Origin of the sequence: Jiangella anatolica, assembly GCF_003236295.1 — a bacterium.
GTDB classification, from domain to species: domain Bacteria; phylum Actinomycetota; class Actinomycetes; order Jiangellales; family Jiangellaceae; genus Jiangella; species Jiangella anatolica.
In genome coordinates this window covers 1-19,707 of sequence record NZ_POTW01000001.1, presented here as the reverse complement: position 1 = coordinate 19,707, position 19,707 = coordinate 1, and the positions used below count along the sequence as shown (strand labels likewise).

Below are 19,707 nucleotides of genomic sequence, written 5' to 3'. Positions count from 1 at the left end.
AGATTGCACTATACGCAACGGATATGTAGCGATGCGCAACCGTGATTTGACAGCGTTGCAGAACTTCCTACGATCGTTGCAGACCTTTAACGTTCAATCAGAGCTACGACTCCACAAGGAGCACCTGATGAGAACTACTCGCGTTCGCCGCGCCATGGTCGCCGCGGCCACCGCCGCCGGGCTCGTCGTCACGGCAGCCTGCGGCTCCGACTCGGACTCGAGCTCGGACTCGGGCTCCGACGGCGGTGTCACGACGCTCACGTTCGCCGCGTCGACGTTCGGCGATCCCGGCCGCGGGCCGAAGCTGCAGGAGTGGCTCGACGAGTTCAACGCGAGCCAGGACGAGATCATCGTCGAGGCCGCGTCGGTCCCCTACCCGACCTTCGGCCAGACGGTGCTGACGCAGATGGGCGGCGGCGAAGGGCCGGACCTCGTCCGCTTCGACATGCCCGAGTTCGAGGCGGCGTCGGACGCCGGCCTGATCGCGCCGCTCGACGACCTCGTCGACGTCGAGCAGTACGACCTGCTCGAGGAGCCCGACCGGTTCATGGTCCACGACGACGTGCGGCACGGCGTCATCTTCGAGGCGTCCAACTACGCGATGTTCTACAACGCGGACCTGATCCCCGAGCCGCCGACGACCTACGACGACTTCTTCGCGACCGCGCAGTCGCTGACGGCCGGCGACGTCTTCGGGCTGGCCTTCCGCCAGACGGAGGCCGAGGAGGCCGGCGTCTGGCAGGACATCTTCAACTACGTCTACGGCTTCGGCGGCGCGTGGTCCGACGGCGAGAACCTCACCATCAACGCGCCGGAGAACCTCGAGGGCCTGCAGGCCTACAAGGACCTGTACGACGCGAACGTCATCCCGCGCGGCGCCGACGCGGCCACGTTCCGCCGCATGTTCGCTGAGGGCAAGGTCGCCATGGAGCTCAACAACGGCGGCTACGCCACGCACCTGCGCGCGGAGAGCCCGAACCTGAACTTCAGCGTCGCGCCGATCCCCTTCCCGGTCCGCAGCCAGGGCGCGATCCTCGCACCCATCGTGATCAACGAGGCCAGCGAGGCGAAGGAGGAGGCGGCCACGTTCATCCAGTGGGCGCTCGAGGCCGAGAACCAGGCGGCGCTGCAGGAGATCCTCGGCGCCAGCAGCGTCGCGACGGCGACCGAGCGCAGCCCGGAGTCGCTGCAGGACATGCCGTTCCTCACGGTCTTCGACGAGCTCACCGAGACCAGCCTCCCGCAGGTCGTCCTCGGCTTCGAGGCCCAGACGCCCGACATCCGCAAGATCGTCGTCCAGAACGTCATCGCCGCGCTCCAGGGCGACGTCGACCTGGAGACCGCGCTGGACACCGCCCAGGAGCAGGCGACCGACCTGGTCGGCTGACCCCGATGACCCTTCTCGAGCAGAGGCGAGCGCCCCGCACCGAGGCGGGGCGCCGCCGCAGCCCGCTCGGCAGCCGGTGGACGCCCTACCTGTTCCTCGGTCCCGCAGCGATCTTCATCCTGCTGTTCCAGGGCGTTCCACTGGCCCAGGAGGTCTACCTGAGCTTCACCCGGACCTCGCTGCTCAATCCCACGAACAGCACCTGGGTGGGGCTGGAGAACTACGTCGACATCTTCGGCGACGAGGACTTCCGCCGCACCCTGCGCACCACGTTCGTCTACGTCGTCGCCTGCGTCGCCGGCTCGGTGGGCGCCGGGCTCCTGGTCGCCCTGCTGCTCAACCGGAGCTTCCGCGGCCGGGGCGTCGTGCGCGCGCTCGTCACGATCCCGTGGGCCGCGCCCGGCATCGCGGTCGCGCTCATCGCGACCTGGATGCTCAACCCCCAGTACGGCATCGTGAACCGGTTCCTCGACGCCGTCGGGCTGGGCGTCCCTGGCGGGGCGATCCTGGACAGCTCGACCTACGCCCTGCCGGCGATCCTCGTGACGACCGTCTGGCAGCTCTTCCCGCTCACCTCCGTGGTGCTGCTGTCGGCGCTGCAGGCGGTCCCGCGCGACCTCCTCGAGGCGGCCACGATGGACGGCGCCGGCCGGTGGTGGACGTTCCGTGCCGTCACCTGGCAGGTCATCAAGCCGACGGTGGGGCTGCTCGCGCTGCTGATGACGATCTGGTCGATCCGCCGCTTCGAGCTCATCTGGCTGATGACCAAGGGCGGGCCGGTGGGCTCCACGGAGACCCTGGTCATCGACCTCTACGCGCAGGCGTTCGACTCCAAGCAGCTCGGCACGGCGGCCGCGATCGGCATGGTCGGCGTCGTCATCTCGCTCATCGTCATCGCGGGCAGCCGGCTCGTCACCCGCGCCGCCGAGAAGGAGGGGCTGCGATGAGCCGGCTCCGGATCGGCGTGACGCTGCGCGTGGTCGGCGTCCTGGTCGTCATGGGGATCGCGGTCTTCCCGCTGTACTGGATGTTCGTCACGGCCCTGTCGAGCAACGCCGATCTGTTCGCCGCCGACGCCCGGCTGCTCCCGGACTTCTCCGAGCTCGGCGTCTTCGCCGACGCGCTGGCCGACGGCGAGGCGCTGACCTGGCTGCGCAACAGCCTGGTGATCGCGCTGGGGACGACCGTGCTGTCGATCGGCCTGGGCATCCCGCTCGGCTACGCGCTCTCGCGGTTCTCCTTCCGCGGCAAGATGCTGACGGCCGTCGTGCTGCTGCTGACCCAGATGCTGCCCGAGGCGCTCATGGTCGTGCCGTTGTTCGCGCTGTTCAACCGCTTCGACCTGCTCGACTCGCTCACCGGGCTGGTCCTCGCCAACTCCGCGTTCGTGCTGCCGATCGTCGCGCTCATCCTCAAGGGCGCGATCGACGGCATCCCACGCGAGCTCGAGGAGGCCGGACGGGTCGACGGTGCCCGGCCGCTGACCATGCTGCTGCGCATCAACGTGCCCCTGATCGGGCCGTCGATCGCGGCCGCGGCGGTCATCGCGTTCTTCCACGCCTGGAACGAGTACGTGTTCGCGGTGACCTTCATCTACGCGCCGGAGACGCAGCCGGCGTCGGTGGGCATCGCGAACTTCATCGGCGAGGTCGGCACGCCGGTGCAGACGGTCATGGCTGTGGCCTTCATGTTCACCCTGCCCGCCGTCGCGTTCTACCTGTTCGCGCAGAAGTACGTCGTCGCCGGCATGACCGCCGGCGCAGTCAAGGGATGACATGAAGATCACCTCGGTCGACACCTTCGTCGTCGACTTCTACCGCACGAACCTCGTCATCGTCCGCGTGTCCACCGACGAGGGCATCGCCGGTCTCGGCGAGGCCACCCTCGAGGGCAAGGAGCGCGCTGTGCAGGGCGCGCTCGCCGAGCTGGCCGAGGCCGTCACCGGCCTCGACCCGACCCGCATCGCCGGCACGATGTACGAGCTGGCCCGCGACTGGTACTGGCGCGGCGGCCCGGTCGTCATGACGGCGCTGAGCTCGCTGGAGATGGCGCTCTGGGACATCTCGGCGCGCGAGCTGGGCGTGCCGGTCGCGCGCCTGTTCGGCGGCGCCACCCGCGACCGGGTGCGCGCCTACGCCAACGGCTGGTTCTCCGGCGCGAGGAGCCCCGAGGACTACGCGGCGGCGGCCGCGCGGACGGTCGCCACCGGGTTCCGCGGGCTCAAGTGGGACCCGTTCGAGAACCACGACCTCGTCATCGGGTCCCGGCAGCTGGACCGGGTGCTGGCGCAGATCGACGCCGTCCGCTCCGCCGTCGGACCCGACGTCGAGCTGTTCATCGAGGGGCACGGCCGCTTCGACGTCCGCCACGCCATCCTGGTCGCGCGGGAGATCGCGCAGTTCCAGCCGGTCTGGTTCGAGGAGCCGTGCCCGCCGGACAACCTCGATGCCCTGGTCGACGTCCGCCGGGCGTCGCCGGTGCCGATCGCGGCGGGCGAGCGCTGGTTCGGCCGGCAGGGCTTCGTCCCCGCCCTCGCGCGTCAGGCGGTCGACTTCGTCCAGCCCGACGTCACGCACGCGGGCGGGCTGGCCGAGCTGGCCTTCATCTCCACGCTCGCGGCCACGAGCTACGTGGGCTTCGCGCCGCACAACCCGAGCGGTCCGCTGAGCACGGCGGCGACCCTGCAGCTGGGCGCCACCCTGCCCAACTTCCGGTACCTGGAGATCATGGCGACCGATGTGCCGTGGCGTCCGGACGTCACCAGCGAACGGCTCACCCTCACCGAGGACGGCGACGTGGTCGTCCCGCCCGGTGTGGGGCTGGGCATCGAGCTGAACCTGGAGGAGATCGCCCGGCACCCGTTCACGCCGCATCCGCTGCGCCTGTTCGACGACGCCGTCTACGACATCCGCCCGCCCGACGAGCGGTCCTTCTTCAACCTGGGAGCCGACGAATGACCGTGCCCGCGTCCGAGGCGGTCGACGCCTGGTTCGGAACCGCCGCCGACGCGTTGCCGGAGGACGCGGACCGGAGCGTCCTGATCGGCCGGGTCTGGGACCCGGACGCCGGCGGGCCGTCCCCCGTGCTCGTCCGGAACGGAGAGCTGCTCGACCTCAGCGACCGGTTCGCGACCGTCCGCGACATCTGCGAGCTGCCCGACCCGGCCGCCGCCGTCGCCGGCCTCGACGGCCGCCCGGTCGCGAGCCTCGCTGATGCGCTGGCCAACACCGGTGCGGCCGTTCGCGACACCACCCGGCCCTGGCTGCTGGCGCCCGTGGACCTGCAGGCGCTGAAGGCCGCGGGCGTGACGTTCGCGGTGTCGATGATCGAGCGCGTCATCGAGGAACGGGCCCGCGGCGACCTCGCCCTCGCCGCGGAGATCCGCGGCCGGATGCTCGCCGACGTCGGCGACGACTTCCATGCCCTGACGCCGGGCTCGGAGGAGGCGTCGCGCCTGAAGGACCTGCTGCTGGCGGAGGGCGCCTGGAGCCCGTACCTGGAGGTCGGGATCGGCCCCGACGCCGAGATCTTCACCAAGGGCCAGGTCCTGTCCGCGGTGGGCACCGCCGTTCCGGTCGGCGTGCTCGCCGCGTCGACCTGGAACAACCCCGAGCCCGAGGTGGCGCTGATCGTCCAGTCCAGCGGCCGGGTCGTCGGCGCGACCCTCGGCAACGACGTGAACCTGCGCGACGTCGAGGGCCGGTCCGCGCTGCTGCTGCCGAAGGCGAAGGACAACAACGCCTCCTGCGCGCTGGGCCCGTTCATCCGCCTCTTCGACGAGCGCTTCGGCCCGGACCAGGTGCGCGAGCTCGAGGTCGGCCTCACCATCGAGGGCGAGGACGGGTTCCGCCTCGAGGCGGTGTCGGAGATGTCACGGATCTCGCGCGAGCCGGAGGCCCTGGTGCGCCAGCTGGTCGGCCGCCACCACCACTACCCGGACGGCGCGGTGCTCATGCTCGGCACCATGTTCGCGCCGATCCAGGACCGCGACCGTCCGGGCGAGGGCTTCACCCACAAGCTCGGCGACGTCGTCCGGATCGGCTCGCCGGCACTGGGCGCGCTGGTCAACCGGGTCCGCCACGCCGAGGACTGCGAGCCGTGGGACTTCGGCGTCCGAGCCCTCATGGGCAACCTCGCCCGTCGAGGCCTGCTCTGACCGTGTCTTGACGAGGTTCAGAAGGGCGGCGTCTCGACGCATGCTGTGCCAGCCGGCTGGAGTGCTGGGGCCGGCGCCACGAGATTGGCTCCGATGGCTTCAGGTTCGACCGGGTACCGGTGGCCGGCGGGGGTGGTCCACCAGGTGGTGACATGGGTGTCGGTGGTGATGGTGAAGGCGTGCCAGGTCTTGGCGCGGTGGTGGCCGGTATGCAGGGCCCAGGCGTTGGCCGGGTCGGTGGTGCCGCCGCGGGCGTAAGGGATCTTGTGGTCGATCTCGGCCTCGGTGGCAGTGCGGTGGCAGGTGGGGAACCGGCAGGTGCGATCGCGGGCGACGACGTGCGCGGCGAGGTCGGCCGGCGGGGCGTAGGTGGTGCGGCCGTACTCGAGCAGGCGGCCGTCCGCGGGATCGGTGAGCAGCCGGCGCATGGTGGCATCGGTGGCGATGCGCCGGGCTGCGCCGGCCGTGATGGGTCCGTATCCGTCGAGCTCGCCAGGCACGCCGTCGTCCCCGAGCAGAGCGGTGATCGGCACGGTGACCTGCACCACGGCACCGCGGCCTCGACGCTGACCGAGGACCACCGGCCCGCCGCAAGCGGCTGGGACGGCTGGTCGGCCGGGGTCGGGCGGGCGAGTGGGCGCAGTGGCGCCGGGGGCGTTGGCGCAGGCGGGGTGGCAGCAGCCGAGGTGCCCGGTCTCGAGCGCGGTCCAGGCCTGGCCGGTGAGCAGGTCGAAGCGGAGTTGGTCGAGGGTGCGTGGGTCGCCGCTGGTCCGGGTGTGGCGTGCGGCGGCGTCGGTGGCGGCCCACAGTGTGGTGAGGTCTTCGGCCGGGCCGCAGAGCGTCATCGTGGCCATGCCGTCCTCACCGCCCGGTGCGGCGGGTTCGGGACGGCTCACCTGGCGGTCTCGGGCCGCCCGGCGGTGGCGCTCTTCTGCTCCGGCGGGGTCGGCGGCGATGACCTCGCGGCGAAGCCGCTGGTCCAGCGTCCATCGGGTGTGTGTCCGGGCACAGGGCAGTACGGCGGCCTCGACCCGTCGGCGCAGGGCGAGGTCGGGCAGGCAGCGGGTGCGTTCGGCGATCAGCCGTGCCTTGTCCGCGTCGATGTGGCCGGTGGCGAGCGAGGCAAGGGTGTCGGGGAGGTCCTCCTCGAGCTCCACCGCCAGCGCGACCCGTGCGGTGGCGCGGCCCGGGGTCCAGCGAAGCGCCAGCGACACCTCGTCGCCGGCGGCCTGGACCGCCTGGTGGGTGTGCCCCGGTGTCAGGTCGTCGGGTGCGCTGCAGCGTTGGTACTCGGGCCGGGCGGCGAGTTCGGCGAAGACCCGCAGCAGCGCGGCCTCGTCGTGGGCGAGCTGACGTTGCCGCGCCTGTGCCACCACGACCAATTCGTGCGCCGGCAGCACGGTGAGGTCCACCCGGGCCAGCAGCGCGGCCAGCCCTGGGCCCGGCGGCGCGGCGGCCAGGTGGTCGATCGGATCGGACACGGCGGGTCACCTCTCTCGTCCACGATGAGGACGCCCACCCCCTCAGGGGCGAGCGCGTGCCACCCGCATTGGCCCGTCCGGGCTGGGATGGGACGACCGCAGACTCGCTGATCGGCTGCGACCGTGGACGAGGTGGGACACCTGGCGTGATGCCCTGCTTCAACGCCCGGGAACCCACTGCTGCCGCTCCCGGTGACGGCCAGACCTTCTACCGATGATCTTATCGAACACACGTCCGGCCGACAACTGATCGGCCATGCGGCGCGAGCTCAGCGGGTCGACTCGCGCAGGGCCAGCTGTGCGGTGACGATGGTGGTCGTCGGGTCCGGCGCGTCCTGGCCGCCGTCACCGGCAGCGGCGACCCGGTGGTCCAGCAGCTCGAGGACCTTGTCGGCCATCGCGTCGTTGCCCGGTTCCACCGACGACAGCCGGGGCACGAGGAACTCCGTCTCCTTGCCGTTGTCGAAGCCGATCACCTGGACCTCGCGCGGCACCTCGATCCGGAGGTCGGCCAGCGCCCGCAGGACGCCCGTCGCGGCGGCGTCGGTGAGGGCGAAGACGCCGTCGAAGGCGACGCCGGACTCGTGCAGCCGCTTCACCGCGTGGAAGCCCGACCAGGGGTCGAACGACTCGACCTGCACCACCAGCTCCTCTTCGACGTCGACGCCGAGCTCGGCGTGCGCCTGGCGGTAGCCGCGGGTGCGCAGCGACGGCATGTCGTCGACCTGGTCGTCGTGCCGGCCGCCGATGACGGCGACGCGGCGCGAGCCGGTCTCGAGCAGGTGCCGCACCGCCTGCCGGGCGCCGCCCACGTTGTCCATCATGACGTGGTCGAAGGACGCCGGGACCGGCCGCTCGCCGATGAACACGACGGGTGTCTCGAACCGCAGCTGGTCCAGGTCGGCGGCGTCGACCCGCAGCGGGCTGATCACGACGCCGTCGTACATGCGCAGCCGGCCGAACGAGATCGCCTCCAGCTCGCGCTCCGCGTCGCCGCCGGTGCGCTCGACGACGAGGTGCAGGCCGCGCTTCTCCACGCCGCCCGCGAGCCGGCTGGCCAGCTGCGCGTAGTAGGGCCGGTCGATGTCGGGGACGATCAGCCCGACGGCGCCGGTGCGGCCCGCACGGAGGTGACGCGCGGCGTGGTTCACCTGGTAGCCCAGCTTCGAGATCGTCGCGAGCACCCGCAGCCGGGTCTGCGCGCTCACGCCGGGCCGGCCGTTGATCACGTTCGACACCGTCATGGCCGACACGCCGGCTTCATGGGCCACATCGATCATCCGCACCACAGACCCATCATCCCCCGCTCCGGCCGGAATGCCGGACCGTCACCGGCTCAGCTCCCCCGCCGTCGCCTGGCGGAGGATCTCGGCGAGCGTCTTGCGCACCTGGCAGCGGCCGAGGGCGAACGAGTCCGCGAGCCGCTCGGCCTCGTCGGGGTCCACGCCGTCGAACGCCGCCGCGAAGTCGTCGACCATGGCCTCGGCCAGCATGACGTGGCGGACGTGCCCGTGGATCCAGCGCGCCGCGCCCCACGGGTAGGGCTGGAAGTCCGGGAACTCGCGCTCGAACAGCTCCTCGATCGGCCGCATGATGTGCCGGATCCCCGCGTCCGTCGAGCCCCAGGAGTCCACGCCCAGGCGCGCCTTCTTGTCCACCACCGGCGCCACCCGCTGCGCGTAGGGCGAGGCCGGGTCGACGGTCACCAGGCCCTGCAGCCCGATGTCCTTGTACGTCCACAGCGACCAGCTCGCCTCGTGCCGGCCGTAGATCTCCAGCTGGTCCTCCAGCAGCCGGTAGCGCTGCTCGTCCCGCGCCGGATCGCCGGTGTACACCGGCCCGAACTCGCCGACCCAGACGGGGGTGCCGGTCCGGCGCATGTACTCGGTGCGGGCCAGGAACGTCTCCTCGACCCGGTCGCGGTCCACGTACTGGCCCCTGCTGGTGCCGGGATAGGGGCCGCCGTCGGCGAACCCCGGCAGGGCGTAGTCGTGCGCGGTGTACACGCAGTTCGGCAACGGGTCGCCGAGCTGGTCGAACTGGGTGGAGAAGCGGTTGCCGTCGAGGAACAGGATGTGGTCGGGGTCCACGGCCCGGATCGCCGCCTCGAGCCGCCGGTAGAACGGCCCGATCGTTGTGCCCTCGACGTCGCCGGGCTCGTTCACCGGGTTGTAGCCGGCCACCCACGCGTTGTCCTTGTAGTGCTCGGCCAGCCGCTCCCACAGGTGCACGACGCGGTCCTGGAACTGCCGCTGGCCCCAGAAGTGCGCCCACTGCGTGGGGTTGTCGCTGTGCCAGTGCTGGTTCTGCGCGCCCGGCACCGCGTGCAGGTCCAGGATCGTGTAGATGCCGTGACGCGCGCAGGCCTCCACCACGCGGTCCAGCAGCGCGAACCCCTCGGGCTTGAGCTCGAACGGCGCCGCGTCGTCCTCGAAGTGCCGGTAGTTGAACGGGATCCGCACCGAGTTCAGGCCCAGCCCCGCCAGCAGCGCGGCGTCCTCGTCGGTGAAGAACGCCTCGAGGAAGCGGTCGAAGAACCTGGCGTAGCCCTCCTCGCCCAGCACCCGGCGCAGCGCCCGCCGATGCTGCGACTCCGTCCCCGCATAGCCGGTGATGAAGTTCTCCATGTTCATCCAGCCGCCGAGGCCGACCCCTCGCAGCACCACCGGCTCGTCCCCGGCGACGAGCCGGCTTCCGTCGATCCTGAGCATGCCGACTCCGTTCATCCGAGGGTGAGAGCGGTCCACGAGACGGGCGGCAGCGACACCGTCACCGTCCCGTCGGCCAGGGCGGCCGTCGGGTTCGCCGCCGGCCGCACCCGGTCCGGCTGCTCCAGTGTGTTGACGGCGTGCGGGTCCTTGTCGCTGAGCGTCCACACGTCGCGGACCCGGACCTCGCCGAGCATCCGCACGTCGATCTCGATCTCCGCCTCCGCCTCCTCGTCGCGGTTGACGAGGAACACCGCCGTCGCGCCGCTGCCGGCGTCGTGTGTCGCGACCGCGTCGACGACCGTGACGTCGCCGTGCAGGCCCGACGCGTACGTCGGGCTGTCCAGCTTGACCTCGAGCGCCTCGCCGCGGGCCAGCCGGGACGTGAGCGCGAACGGGAAGAACGTCGTCTGGCGCCAGGCCGGCCCGCCGGGCTCGGTCATGATCGGCGCGATGACGTTGACCAGCTGGGCGAGGCTGGCCGACGTCACGCGGTCGGCGTGCCGGAGCAGCGAGATGAGCAGGTTGCCGAAGACGACCGCGTCCATCACCGAGTAGGTGTTCTCCAGCAGCCGGGGCGCGATCGGCCAGTCGCCGATGCCGGTGTGGCGCTCGGCGCGGTAGCGCGACTGGTACCAGACGTTCCACTCGTCGAAGGAGATGTACATGGTCTTCGGGCTGCGGCGCTCGGCCTTGACGTGGTCGGCCGTCGCCGCGACCGACTCGATGAACCGGTCCATGTTCACCGCCGAGGCGAGGAAGCTGGCGTGGTCGCCGTCCTTCGGCTCGTAGTAGGCGTGACAGGAGATGTAGTCCACCTCGTCGTAGGTCGCCTCGAGCACCGTCCGCTCCCAGCTGCCGAACGTCGACATCTGCGCGCTGGAGCTGCCGCAGACGACGAGCTCGAGGCCGGGATCGACCTGCCGCATCGCCCGGGCGGTCTTGGCGGCGAGGCTCGCGTACTCCTCGGCGGCGCCGTGGCCCAGCTGCCACGGCCCGTCCATCTCGTTGCCCAGGCACCACATCCTGATGTCGTGCGGCGCGGGCGTGCCGTTCGCGATGCGCAGGTCGGACAGCCGGGTGCCCGACGGGACGTTGGCGTACTCGAGCACGTCCAGCGCCTCGTGGATGCCGCGGGTGCCGAGGTTCACCGCGTACATGAGCTCGCTGCCGACCTTGCGCAGCCAGGCGGCGAACTCGTCCAGCCCGACCTCGTTGGTCTCGATCGAGTGCCAGGCGAGGTCGAGCCGGCGCGGCCGCTGCTCGCGCGGGCCGATCCCGTCCTCCCAGCGGTAGCCGGACACGAAGTTGCCGCCGGGGTAGCGGATGGCCGTAACGCCGAGCTCGCGGACCAGCGCGATGACGTCCTCGCGGTAGCCGTTCTCGTCGGCGGCCGGGTGGCCGGGCTCGTAGATGCCGTCGTACACGCCGCGGCCGAGGTGCTCGACGAAGGAGCCGAAGAGGCGGCGGTTGACGGTGCCGACGGTGAAATAGGGGTCGATGGTCAGATGAGCGCGGTTCATGATCCTCTTATCGGTCGACGGACGGGCAGCGACGTGCGCCGGCCTACTTCAAGCTGCCGATCGCCAGGCCGCCGCGCCAGTGACGCTGCAGCGTGAGGAAGGCGATGATCAGCGGGATGACCGAGACGAGGGATCCCATGATGATGATGCTCCACAGCGACGTGCCGCCGGAGTTGTTGGCCGAGGCGATGCCCTGCCACTGCCCGATGCCGACCGTCACGGGATACAGGTCGTTGTCCGACAGCATCGCCAGTGGCAGGAAGTAGTTGTTCCAGGTGGCCACGATCGAGAGCAACAGGACGGTCACCATCGCCGGTCGCATCATCGGCAGCGCGACCTGGAGGAACGAGCGCAGCTCGCCCGCGCCGTCGACGCGGGCGGCGTCCAGCAGCTCGTCGGGAACGGCGTCGCGCACGTAGACGTGCATCAGGTACACCCCGAACGGGTTGAGCAGCGACGGCAGGATCACCGCCCAGATCGTGTTCGTCAGGCCCAGCCGGGAGAACATGATGAACGTCGGGATGACCAGCGCGGTGGCCGGGACCATCACCGCGCCGAGCAGGACGGCGAAGCTGAACCGCCGGCCGGCGAAGCGGTACTTCGCGAAGCCGTAGCCGGCCAGGACGGCCAGCGCCGTGGCGCCGACCCCGCCCACGACGGCGTAGAGCGTGGAGTTGAGCAGCCAGCGGGTGTAGATGCCGCCGCTGTAGGTGAACAGCTCCCGCAGGTTGCCGATGAAGTCGACGTCCTCGGCGAACCAGAGCGCGCTGCCGCCGCCGAACAGGCCCGAGGCGTCCTTCGAGCTGTTGACGACGACCCACCAGAAGGGGATGAGGAAGTAGACGAGCAGGAAGCCGAGGAGGATCTGCAACGGCAGGTGGCGCTGCGGCCGCCGGCGTCGCGAGGCGGCGTCGATGGACACGGTCATGAGAGGAAGCTCCCCCGCTTGCGGGTCGCGAACAGGAAGATGTAGACGCAGACGAAGACGACAGCGCCGAGCGCGAACGAGATGGCCGAGCCGTAGTTGAAGTTCGCCAGGCCGAACGCCTGCTGGTAGGCGTACATGTTCGGCGTGAAGTCCGGCCCGATCGCGCCGGCGGCGAGGTCGCGCAGGATCTTCGGCTCGTTGAAGAACTGCAGCGTCCCGATCAGCGCGAACACCAGGATGAGCAACAGCGCCGGTGTGATCAGCGGGATCTTGATCCGCAGCGTGATCTGCCAGTTGCTGGCGCCGTCGATGCGGGCGGCCTCGTACAGGGTCGGGTCGATGCCCTGCAGCGCGGCGTACAGGATGATCATGTAGTAGCCGGCCCACTGCCAGGTGACGATGTTGAGCAGGCCGTAGAAGATCAGGTCCCGGCTGAGGAAGTCCGGCGCGGTGGCGCCGAACAGGCCGAAGAAGTCACCGAGCGGGCCGAAGTTCTTGCTGTACAGGAACCCCCACATCAGGGCGCCGATGACCGCGGGGATCGCGTAGGGCAGGAAGATCATCAGCCGCGAGAACCGCGCGAACCGCGACGTGACCATGTCGAGGATGAGCGCCATCGCGAGCGAGATCAGCATCTGCACCGGGATGAGGACGAGCGAGAACCGGATGACGAACCACGCGCCGTCGAGGAAGCTCGGGTCGGTGAACGCCTTCGTGTAGTTCTCCAGGAGGACGAAGCTGGTCCCGCCGATCATCGCCTTCCGGAACAGGCTGAGGTAGAGCGCGTAGACCAGCGGGGCGACGAGGAAGGCGAGGAAGACCAGCCCGAACGGCCCGATGAAGAGCCAGCCGATGAGCTGCTCGCGCAGCGGTAACTTGGGCGCTTTGCGTCTTGTCTTCGGGGTCCGCGGTGGCGCGGTCTCGGTGATCTGCAGGGTCATTCTCGAGCTCCGGAGTGGGTGGACGGGCAGGGGCGGTGGGTGGGACCGGCGCCGGGGGGTGCGCCGGTCCCACCCGGTCAGGTCACTCGACCGTGAACCCCTGTTCCTCGGCGTAGCCCACGACGTCCTCGTGCAGCCGGTCCGCCGCCTCGGAGCCCGTGATCGAGCCCTCGTTGACCGATGCGAGCTGCTCGGTCATCGCGTCGTAGTAGTACTGCTGCAGCGGGCTGTAGGTGAAGCCCTCGTAGGCGTTCGCCGCCGGGACGTAGACCTCCTTGTTCGCCTGCTGGCCGCCGAAGAACTCCACCGCGAGGTCGGCGAAGGCCGGGTCCTCGAGCGCGTTGAGGTTCAGCGGGAAGATGACCTGGTTGGTCCAGCCGTCGGTGAGCGACGCCTCGTCGGCGTAGAGGCCGAAGGCCGCCTGCGCCGCCAGCTCCGGGTCCGAGGCCTGGCTGGTCACCGAGAACGCCGACCCGCCCCAGTTCACCTGGACCGGGTTGGCCGGGTCCCACTGCGGCAGCGGCGCGACCGCGAACTGGCCGGAGTCCGCGCCCGCGCCGACACCGGCGCCGGTGAGGTAGCCCGGCGCCCAGGCCGCGGAGATGTAGGTGGCGTAGTCGCCGTTGATGACCCCGGCGATGTACTCCGGCGTGAACTGGTCTTGGGTGCCGACGAGGCCCTTCTCGACCAGGCCGCCCCAGTAGTCGAGCACCTCCTTCGACGCCTCGTCGTTCAGCGCGATCCCGATGTTCTCCGGGTTGTCGGTGTCGTAGGTGAACGGGTCGGCGCCGTTCTGGATCTGCAGCGCCATCATCACCGCGGGCACGTTGGCGCCGAGGTCGCCGAACAGCGGGCCGCCGGCGTCGCGCACCGTCTGCGCGGCCTGCTCGTACTCCGCCCAGGTCGTGGGGGGCGTGATGCCGTACTGCTCGAAGATGTCCTTGCGGTAGATCATCCCCATCGGCCCGCCGTCGACGGGGACGCCGTAGACCGCGTCGCCGACCGAGACGTCCTGCCAGGCGCCCTCGCTGTAGTCGTCCTTGACGTCCTCGTAGCCGAAGTCGCTGATGTCGACCAGCGCGTCCTGCACCTGGAACGTCGGGATCCGGTCCGCCTCGATCATGATGACGTCGGGCGCGCCGGTGCCGGCGGCGATGGCGGTCTGGAACTTCTCGTACTCGTCGCCGCCCTCGCCGACGTTGGTCCAGCACACCTGGACCTCGTCGTTCTGCTCGTTGAAGTTGTCGACGACCAGTTCCATGTTCGGGTACCAGGCCCACAGCGTCACGGCGGGCAGGTCCGGCTTGGGAATGGTGTTGGTGCAGTTGGTGGCGTCGGACCCGCCGCCGCCCTCACTGCTGCTGCTGTTGGCGCCGTCGTCGTCGGACGAACAGGCGGCGAGCGAGCCGGCGAGGACGAGGGTCGCCGCCGCGGCGAGGAATTGCTTGCGCTTCATTGCGTGAGTTCCCTTCCAGATGCTGAGTCGGCCGCGGAGAGCATTTATAACGTTGTATATTTAGCGATAAAGGCGACTATGGCAACGCGCTTCACCCCTGTCAAGACCGACGTGGCCAGCGCTCTCTGCACCGTCGGAGCGCAGGTCGGCCCATACAATGCAGAGGCGGCGCCGCCGCGCCGCCGGACAGAGGAGGCACCCACGTGACCCCGACGATGCACGACGTCGCACGGGTGGCCGGAGTCTCCATCAAGACGGTCTCGAACGTGATCAACGACTTTCCCCACGTCCGGCCGTCGACGCGGATGCGGGTCCTCTCCGCCATCGAGGAGCTCGGCTACCGGCCGAACCTGTCGGCGCGCGGCCTGCGGTCCGGCCGCACGGGCGTCATCGGGCTGGCGGTGCCCGAGCTGCGGCAGAACTACTTCGCCGAGTTGGCCGACGCGATCATCCGCGCGGCGGAGAAGCACGACCTCGGCGTGCTGGTCGAGCAGACCAGCGGCGACCGCGAGCGCGAGATCGCCGCGGTCACCGGCGCCGGCCGGCTGCGCCTCACCGACGGGCTGCTGTTCAGCCCCGAACGTCTCGGCCAGGACGACCGTGACCTCATCCAACCCAAGTTCCCCTTCGTGCTGCTCGGCGAGCGGATCTTCGGCGGCCCCACGGACCACGTGACGATGCACAACGTGAGCTCCGCGCAGGCGGCCACCGAACACCTGCTCGAGATCGGCCGGCGGCGCATCGCGATCATCGGCGCGCACCCGGACCAGCGCGAAGAGATCCGCTCGGCCGACCTGCGGGTGCGGGGCTACAAGCGCGCCCTCGGCGCGGCCGGCATCCCCGTCGACCCGCAGCTGATCCGGGTCGCGGCGCCGTGGCACCGCGAGAACGGCGCCGAGGCGATGCGCGACCTCATCGCGTCCGGCGTCGCGTTCGACGGCCTGTTCGCGCTCAACGACACCCTCGCGCTCGGTGCGTTGCGCGCCCTCGGCGACGCCGGCGTCCGGGTCCCCGACGACGTCGCCGTCATCGGGTTCGACGACATCGACGAGGCCAGGTACTCCATCCCGTCGCTGTCCAGCGTCGACCCCGGCCGGCAGGAGATCGCCGAGACGGCGGTCGAGCTGCTGGTCGAGCGCATCAACGAGAAGGACGGCGAGGCGATACCGCCGCTGCTGGTGAAGTCCGAGTTCCGCATCGTCGCCCGCGAGTCCACCGGGTCCACCGGGTCGAGCTGATCGCGGGCGCCGGCGCCTGCTGCGGAGGGCCGGCGCCCGCGACGACTGCATCACTCCGACCGGAACAGCAGCGGTGCGAAGTCGATGAGGTTCTTCTGCCATGCGTCCCAGCCGTGCGGCCCGGGGGTCGGGCCGTCGTACTCGTAGTCGATCCCCAGCTGGTCCATGACGGCCAGCGAGTTGATGAACGACGGGTACACGAAGTCCGTGGGATCGCCCACGTAGATCTTCAGCAGCGTCGTGCCGTCGTTGATCGCCTGGGCATCGACCCCCGTGGCGCTGCCGAACCCGGCCGAGAACGTGCCGATGTAGGCGAACTCACCCGGGAAGGCCTTGAGCACGGTGTACGTCTGCCCGCCGCCCATCGACAGGCCCGCCAGCGCCCGCTGAGACGGTTCGTCGGAGATGTTGTACCGCTCCAACGACACCGGGACGATGTTCTCCCGCAACTCCCTGGTGAAGTTCGAGGAGTTGCCGTTGCCCATCACCACGACCATCGGCTCGAGGTTGCCGTCGAGGAAGTGGTTGTCGAGGATCTGCTTGGCGCGGCCCATCTCGATCCAGTCGGTGTAGTTCTGCCCACCGCCGTGCTGCAGGTAGAACACGGGGTACGGCTCGGCCCGGTTCGGGTCGTAGCCGGGCGGGGTCCAGACGTAGGCCTTCCGCTCGGCCCCGGCGACCGTGCTCTGGTACGTCATCGTCTCGACGGTGCCGCCCTGACCTTCCGGGACGTCGGCCAGGAGGCGAGCCTCCTCACCGGGGATGAAGAACGTGCTCCAGGTCGGCTCCGAGGTCACTCTGGTCGGGTTCGACGTGTCCTTCGTGGACACGCGGTCGACGATGAGGCGGTAGTGGTGGAAACCGGGCTTCAGCGGGCCGATGGTGGCGCGCCACCGGTCGCCGACGCGCGCCATCTCGACGCGGATCCAGCTGCCGCCGGGCGCCCAGTTGCCCCACACGGTGACGTGCTCGGCGTCCTTGAAGTCCGTGGTGGTCTCGAACGTGACGAAGCGGTCCTCGGTGATCCACGGGGTCGGGGTGGTGCCGGTCGGCGGGAGGGTGAACTCGCCCTCCAGCGGCAGGTGCCCGGGGCTGGGGCCGTCGTCGTCGACCTTCTGGAACAGCCGCGGCGCGAAGTCGATCAGGTTCTCCTGCCAGGCGTTCCAGTTGTGCCCGCGGTCGGGGTTGACGCCGTCGAACTGGTACTCGACGCCGGCCGCGTCGAGCTGCTGCATGAGGCGGTAGGTGCGGTTGTGCGCCCCGTCGGTGACGTTGCCGGTGTACAGCCGCAGCAGCTCGGTGCCCTCGTTGATCTTCTCGGCGTCGATGGTGGTCAGGTTGCGTGCGCCGGCGAACACACCGAGGTACGCGAACTCACCCGGGCGCTCGGACAGGGTGGCCAACGTCTGCCCGCCGCCCATCGACAGGCCGGCCAGCGCCTGCTGCGAGGGGCTGTGGGAGATGTTGTAGTCGTGCCGGGCCTCGCGCATGATGTTGCGCAGCAGCTCCTTCTGGAAGTCCGCCACGTTGCCGTCCCCCATCACGACCACCATCGGCTCCATCTCGCCCCGGAGCGTCAGGTTGTCGAAGATCTGCTTCGCGCGGCCCACCTCGACCCAGTCGCGGTGGCCCTGCCCACCCCCGTGCTGCAGGTACAGCACCGGGTACGGCTCGCTGCGGTCGGCGTCGTAGCCCGGCGGCGTCCACACCAGGGCGGAACGCTCCCCGCGGGTGACGGTGCTGCGATAGGTCATCGTCTCGACCGCGCCGCCGCTTCCCTCGGGCACGTCCGCGAGCAGGTCGGCGGAGTCGCCGGGGACGAAGAACGTGCTCCACTCCGGCTCCGACGCGACGCTCGTCGGGTTCGTCGGGTCCTTCACGACGTTCGTGTCGTCGGCGGTGAACTGGTAGTAGTACAGGCCCGGCTCCAGCGGCCCCATCACCGACGTCCAGTTGGCCCCGCGGCGCGCGAGACCCCACTGGGCCCAGTTGGCCGACGGGCCGAAGTTGCCCTCGGCGACGATCTGGCTGAAGTCGCCGAACGTGCTCTGTGCCTCCTCGGCGGAGATCGTGAACGTGACGAAGCCGTTCTCGTCCACGCTGACCCACGGCGCTTCCGCCGTCACCGCGGGCGGCGCGGCCGCCAAGCCGGCTACGGCCATCGCAGCGCCGAGGAGCAGGGCGGCCAAGCGCCGCCCGATCCCGAACCGGCGCGTTCGTCTCTGGCGAGATGCCATCACCATTGATCCTCTCTGTCCTGAGTCCGTCGTCGTCCGGCGCGGCGCGGGACGACACGGATGCGACCACCGAGAGAGCCGTTCACCCTCGGCCGTGCGGGCGGGCCGGTCGCGACGTGTGGGCGCCCTCCTCATTTACAACGTCGGCAAAAATGGCCCGACGCCCATGCTGGCGGCGCCGCTCGGAGGGTGTCAATACTTCTGAGGCGGCATTTATAACGTTGTGATTGGTTGCATAATGTGCAACGGTATGATTTAGGATGTGCAACCGAGGCCGCGTCAGAGGGCGCGCAGGCCGTCGTCGCCCCAGGCCAGGACGGCCACGCCGACCACGAGCTCCAGGCCGACGGCGCCGCCGTGCTCGCCGAGCGGGTCGGAGCGGGAGTCCCTGGAGTCGGCGCGGTTGTCGCCCATCACCCAGAGTGTGCCGCCGGGCACGGTGACGTCGAAGGCGAGCGCGCTGGCCGGGCCGGCGGACAGGTACGGCTCTGGCAACCGGGCGCCGTTGACGACAAGGGCGCCGCGGGAGCAGCAGCTCACCCGGTCGCCGGGCACTCCGATGACCCGTTTGACGAGGTACTCGCCGGCGCCGGAGCGCACCCAGCCGCCCGGGTCGCGGAACACGACGAGGTCGCCGCGGCCGGGGCGGTCCAGCCGGTTCGCGACCACCCGGTCGCCGGGCTGGAGGGTCGGCAGCATCGAGGTGCTGTCGAGGGTGAAGACGTGGGCCACCCGGGCGGGCAGCAACCCGCCCACGAGCAGCGCCAGGACGAGCACGGCCGCGAGCCGGAGCCGCCCGGCCCGCGGCCGCGCCCGGGTCACGGAACCGCGGCGAGCTCGGCGAGCATCGACTCCATCGCGGCGAGCTCACCGAGCTGGTCCTGGACGACGTGCTTGGCGACGGAGATCGCGTAGACGTTCGAGCCGGCGGCGATCTCGTCGTAGGCCATCTCGACCGCGCCCTCGTGGTGCGGGATCATCAGCTGCAGGTACAGCAGCTGGGCCGCGGGACCGTCCGCCGCCGCCAGGGCGTCGACGCGCTCGGCCGGCAGCATCCCGGGCATCGGGCCGGCGTGGCCGCAGCCGGCCGCGGCGCCCGCATGCGCGCCGTGGGTCGCCGCGCCCCACGCGTCCAGCCAGCGGCGCATCGCCTCGATCTCGCGGGACTGCGCGGCGCGGACGAACTCGGCGTACCGGCGCCCGCGCTCCCACACCCCCGGCTTGGCCAGCAGCAGGTCGCTCAGCTCCACGGCCTGCTCGTGGTGCGGGATCATCATCTCGACGAAGCAGACGTCGGCGGCGGTCGGCACGTCCCCGGCGGGCGCCGCAGTCGCGGCCCCGCCGGCGGCGTGCGTGTCGTGGCCGCCGCCGGCCGTCGTCACCCAGGCGGCCGGCAGCACCAGGGCCGCCGCCACCGCGAGCCACGGCAGCCACCGTGACCCGCGCCGCCGGCCGGCCGGCGCGGTCAGGACGGGCTCGTCCAGGTCCAGCGACATCCGAACCTCCTCCCTCGCGCGCCGGCGGTCACGACGGTCAGCCCCAGCCGGTCGGCCGGCCGGTCGGCCGCGGCACCGAGGTCGGCCGGGGCCGGCTCGTCGTCGGACTGGGCGACGGGGTCGGCGTCGCCGTCGGCGTGGCGGACGGGGTCGGCG

At 70.7% G+C, this 19,707-nt stretch carries 16 protein-coding genes and 1 pseudogene; 6 read left to right on the top strand and 11 right to left on the bottom strand.

The window, feature by feature from the left end:
* Positions 1–127: 127 nt before the first annotated feature.
* Genes C1I92_RS00080 through C1I92_RS00060 form a run of 5 tightly spaced genes read left to right on the top strand, consistent with a single transcriptional unit; the run spans position 128 to position 5,543 of the window.
* The gene (locus C1I92_RS00080) at positions 128–1,387 is read left to right on the top strand and encodes an ABC transporter substrate-binding protein (protein ID WP_158563829.1); all 1,260 of its coding nucleotides are present in this window, start codon (positions 128–130) and stop codon (positions 1,385–1,387) included.
* Positions 1,388–1,392: 5 nt separating this feature from the next.
* Positions 1,393–2,334: a carbohydrate ABC transporter permease gene (locus C1I92_RS00075; protein ID WP_111252616.1), complete on the top strand. Its 942-nt coding sequence runs from the start codon at positions 1,393–1,395 to the stop codon at positions 2,332–2,334.
* The gene (locus C1I92_RS00070; protein ID WP_111252615.1) at positions 2,331–3,161 is read left to right on the top strand and encodes a carbohydrate ABC transporter permease; all 831 of its coding nucleotides are present in this window, start codon (positions 2,331–2,333) and stop codon (positions 3,159–3,161) included. Before C1I92_RS00075 ends, C1I92_RS00070 begins: the two co-directional genes overlap by 4 nt.
* Position 3,162: 1 nt before the next feature.
* A complete protein-coding gene (locus tag C1I92_RS00065) occupies positions 3,163–4,344 on the top strand; it encodes a mandelate racemase/muconate lactonizing enzyme family protein (protein WP_111252614.1) in 1,182 nt (393 codons plus the stop codon).
* Positions 4,341–5,543, top strand: a complete 1,203-nt coding sequence (locus C1I92_RS00060; RefSeq protein ID WP_111252613.1) for a fumarylacetoacetate hydrolase family protein — start codon at positions 4,341–4,343, stop codon at positions 5,541–5,543. Before C1I92_RS00065 ends, C1I92_RS00060 begins: the two co-directional genes overlap by 4 nt.
* 17 nt (positions 5,544–5,560) lie before the next feature.
* Here C1I92_RS00060 and C1I92_RS00055 read toward each other — a convergent pair whose 3' ends face one another.
* The 7 genes from C1I92_RS00055 to C1I92_RS00025 form a co-directional block, all read right to left on the bottom strand.
* Positions 5,561–7,024, bottom strand: coding sequence for an HNH endonuclease (locus tag C1I92_RS00055; RefSeq protein ID WP_111252612.1), 1,464 nt, complete (start codon positions 7,022–7,024; stop codon positions 5,561–5,563).
* Positions 7,025–7,293: 269 nt separating this feature from the next.
* The gene (locus tag C1I92_RS00050; RefSeq protein WP_146604962.1) at positions 7,294–8,304 is read right to left on the bottom strand and encodes a LacI family DNA-binding transcriptional regulator; all 1,011 of its coding nucleotides are present in this window, start codon (positions 8,302–8,304) and stop codon (positions 7,294–7,296) included.
* Positions 8,305–8,352: 48 nt separating this feature from the next.
* The gene (locus C1I92_RS00045) at positions 8,353–9,735 is read right to left on the bottom strand and encodes a glycoside hydrolase family 5 protein (RefSeq protein ID WP_111252753.1); all 1,383 of its coding nucleotides are present in this window, start codon (positions 9,733–9,735) and stop codon (positions 8,353–8,355) included.
* Positions 9,736–9,746: 11 nt separating this feature from the next.
* Complete coding sequence (arfA, locus tag C1I92_RS00040; RefSeq protein WP_111252610.1) at positions 9,747–11,255, bottom strand: arabinosylfuranosidase ArfA; 1,509 nt, start codon at positions 11,253–11,255, stop codon at positions 9,747–9,749.
* A 43-nt stretch (positions 11,256–11,298) separates the two neighbouring features.
* The gene (locus C1I92_RS00035) at positions 11,299–12,183 is read right to left on the bottom strand and encodes a carbohydrate ABC transporter permease (RefSeq protein WP_111252609.1); all 885 of its coding nucleotides are present in this window, start codon (positions 12,181–12,183) and stop codon (positions 11,299–11,301) included.
* Positions 12,180–13,124: a carbohydrate ABC transporter permease gene (locus C1I92_RS00030; RefSeq protein WP_111252608.1), complete on the bottom strand. Its 945-nt coding sequence runs from the start codon at positions 13,122–13,124 to the stop codon at positions 12,180–12,182. The genes C1I92_RS00035 and C1I92_RS00030 overlap by 4 nt, the downstream gene beginning before the upstream one ends.
* A gap of 82 nt (positions 13,125–13,206) precedes the next feature.
* A complete protein-coding gene (locus tag C1I92_RS00025; RefSeq protein WP_111252607.1) occupies positions 13,207–14,580 on the bottom strand; it encodes an ABC transporter substrate-binding protein in 1,374 nt (457 codons plus the stop codon).
* A gap of 203 nt (positions 14,581–14,783) precedes the next feature.
* On the opposite strand from C1I92_RS00025, the gene C1I92_RS00020 reads away from it, so the two are divergent.
* The gene (locus C1I92_RS00020; RefSeq protein WP_111252606.1) at positions 14,784–15,818 is read left to right on the top strand and encodes a LacI family DNA-binding transcriptional regulator; all 1,035 of its coding nucleotides are present in this window, start codon (positions 14,784–14,786) and stop codon (positions 15,816–15,818) included.
* A gap of 50 nt (positions 15,819–15,868) precedes the next feature.
* Here the strand turns inward: C1I92_RS00020 and C1I92_RS00015 are convergent, their stop codons facing one another.
* From C1I92_RS00015 to C1I92_RS33565, 4 genes and pseudogenes are all read right to left on the bottom strand, one after another.
* Positions 15,869–17,980: an alpha/beta hydrolase gene (locus C1I92_RS00015; RefSeq protein ID WP_199520802.1), complete on the bottom strand. Its 2,112-nt coding sequence runs from the start codon at positions 17,978–17,980 to the stop codon at positions 15,869–15,871.
* 354 nt (positions 17,981–18,334) lie between these two features.
* On the bottom strand, positions 18,335–18,877 hold the full coding sequence (gene lepB, locus C1I92_RS00010; protein ID WP_111252604.1) for a signal peptidase I: 543 nt from the start codon (positions 18,875–18,877) through the stop codon (positions 18,335–18,337).
* Entirely contained in the window at positions 18,874–19,551 is a 678-nt protein-coding gene (locus C1I92_RS00005; RefSeq protein WP_111252603.1) for a DUF305 domain-containing protein, read from the bottom strand. The genes lepB and C1I92_RS00005 overlap by 4 nt, the downstream gene beginning before the upstream one ends.
* Positions 19,521–19,707: pseudogene (locus tag C1I92_RS33565) on the bottom strand (hypothetical protein); the annotation flags it as partial. The gene C1I92_RS00005 and the pseudogene C1I92_RS33565, both read right to left, overlap by 31 nt.

Coding starts and splice junctions, on each gene's coding strand:
- arfA (WP_111252610.1), bottom strand. CDS start 11,255: ATGAACCGCGCTCATCTGACCATCGACCCCTATTTCACCGTCGGCACC.
- C1I92_RS00080 (WP_158563829.1), top strand. CDS start 128: ATGAGAACTACTCGCGTTCGCCGCGCCATGGTCGCCGCGGCCACCGCC.
- C1I92_RS00030 (WP_111252608.1), bottom strand. CDS start 13,124: ATGACCCTGCAGATCACCGAGACCGCGCCACCGCGGACCCCGAAGACA.
- C1I92_RS00050 (WP_146604962.1), bottom strand. CDS start 8,304: ATGATCGATGTGGCCCATGAAGCCGGCGTGTCGGCCATGACGGTGTCG.
- C1I92_RS00035 (WP_111252609.1), bottom strand. CDS start 12,183: ATGACCGTGTCCATCGACGCCGCCTCGCGACGCCGGCGGCCGCAGCGC.
- C1I92_RS00065 (WP_111252614.1), top strand. CDS start 3,163: ATGAAGATCACCTCGGTCGACACCTTCGTCGTCGACTTCTACCGCACG.
- C1I92_RS00005 (WP_111252603.1), bottom strand. CDS start 19,551: ATGTCGCTGGACCTGGACGAGCCCGTCCTGACCGCGCCGGCCGGCCGG.
- C1I92_RS00025 (WP_111252607.1), bottom strand. CDS start 14,580: ATGAAGCGCAAGCAATTCCTCGCCGCGGCGGCGACCCTCGTCCTCGCC.
- C1I92_RS00070 (WP_111252615.1), top strand. CDS start 2,331: ATGAGCCGGCTCCGGATCGGCGTGACGCTGCGCGTGGTCGGCGTCCTG.
- C1I92_RS00015 (WP_199520802.1), bottom strand. CDS start 17,980: ATGGCCGTAGCCGGCTTGGCGGCCGCGCCGCCCGCGGTGACGGCGGAA.
- C1I92_RS00045 (WP_111252753.1), bottom strand. CDS start 9,735: ATGCTCAGGATCGACGGAAGCCGGCTCGTCGCCGGGGACGAGCCGGTG.
- C1I92_RS00060 (WP_111252613.1), top strand. CDS start 4,341: ATGACCGTGCCCGCGTCCGAGGCGGTCGACGCCTGGTTCGGAACCGCC.
- C1I92_RS00075 (WP_111252616.1), top strand. CDS start 1,393: ATGACCCTTCTCGAGCAGAGGCGAGCGCCCCGCACCGAGGCGGGGCGC.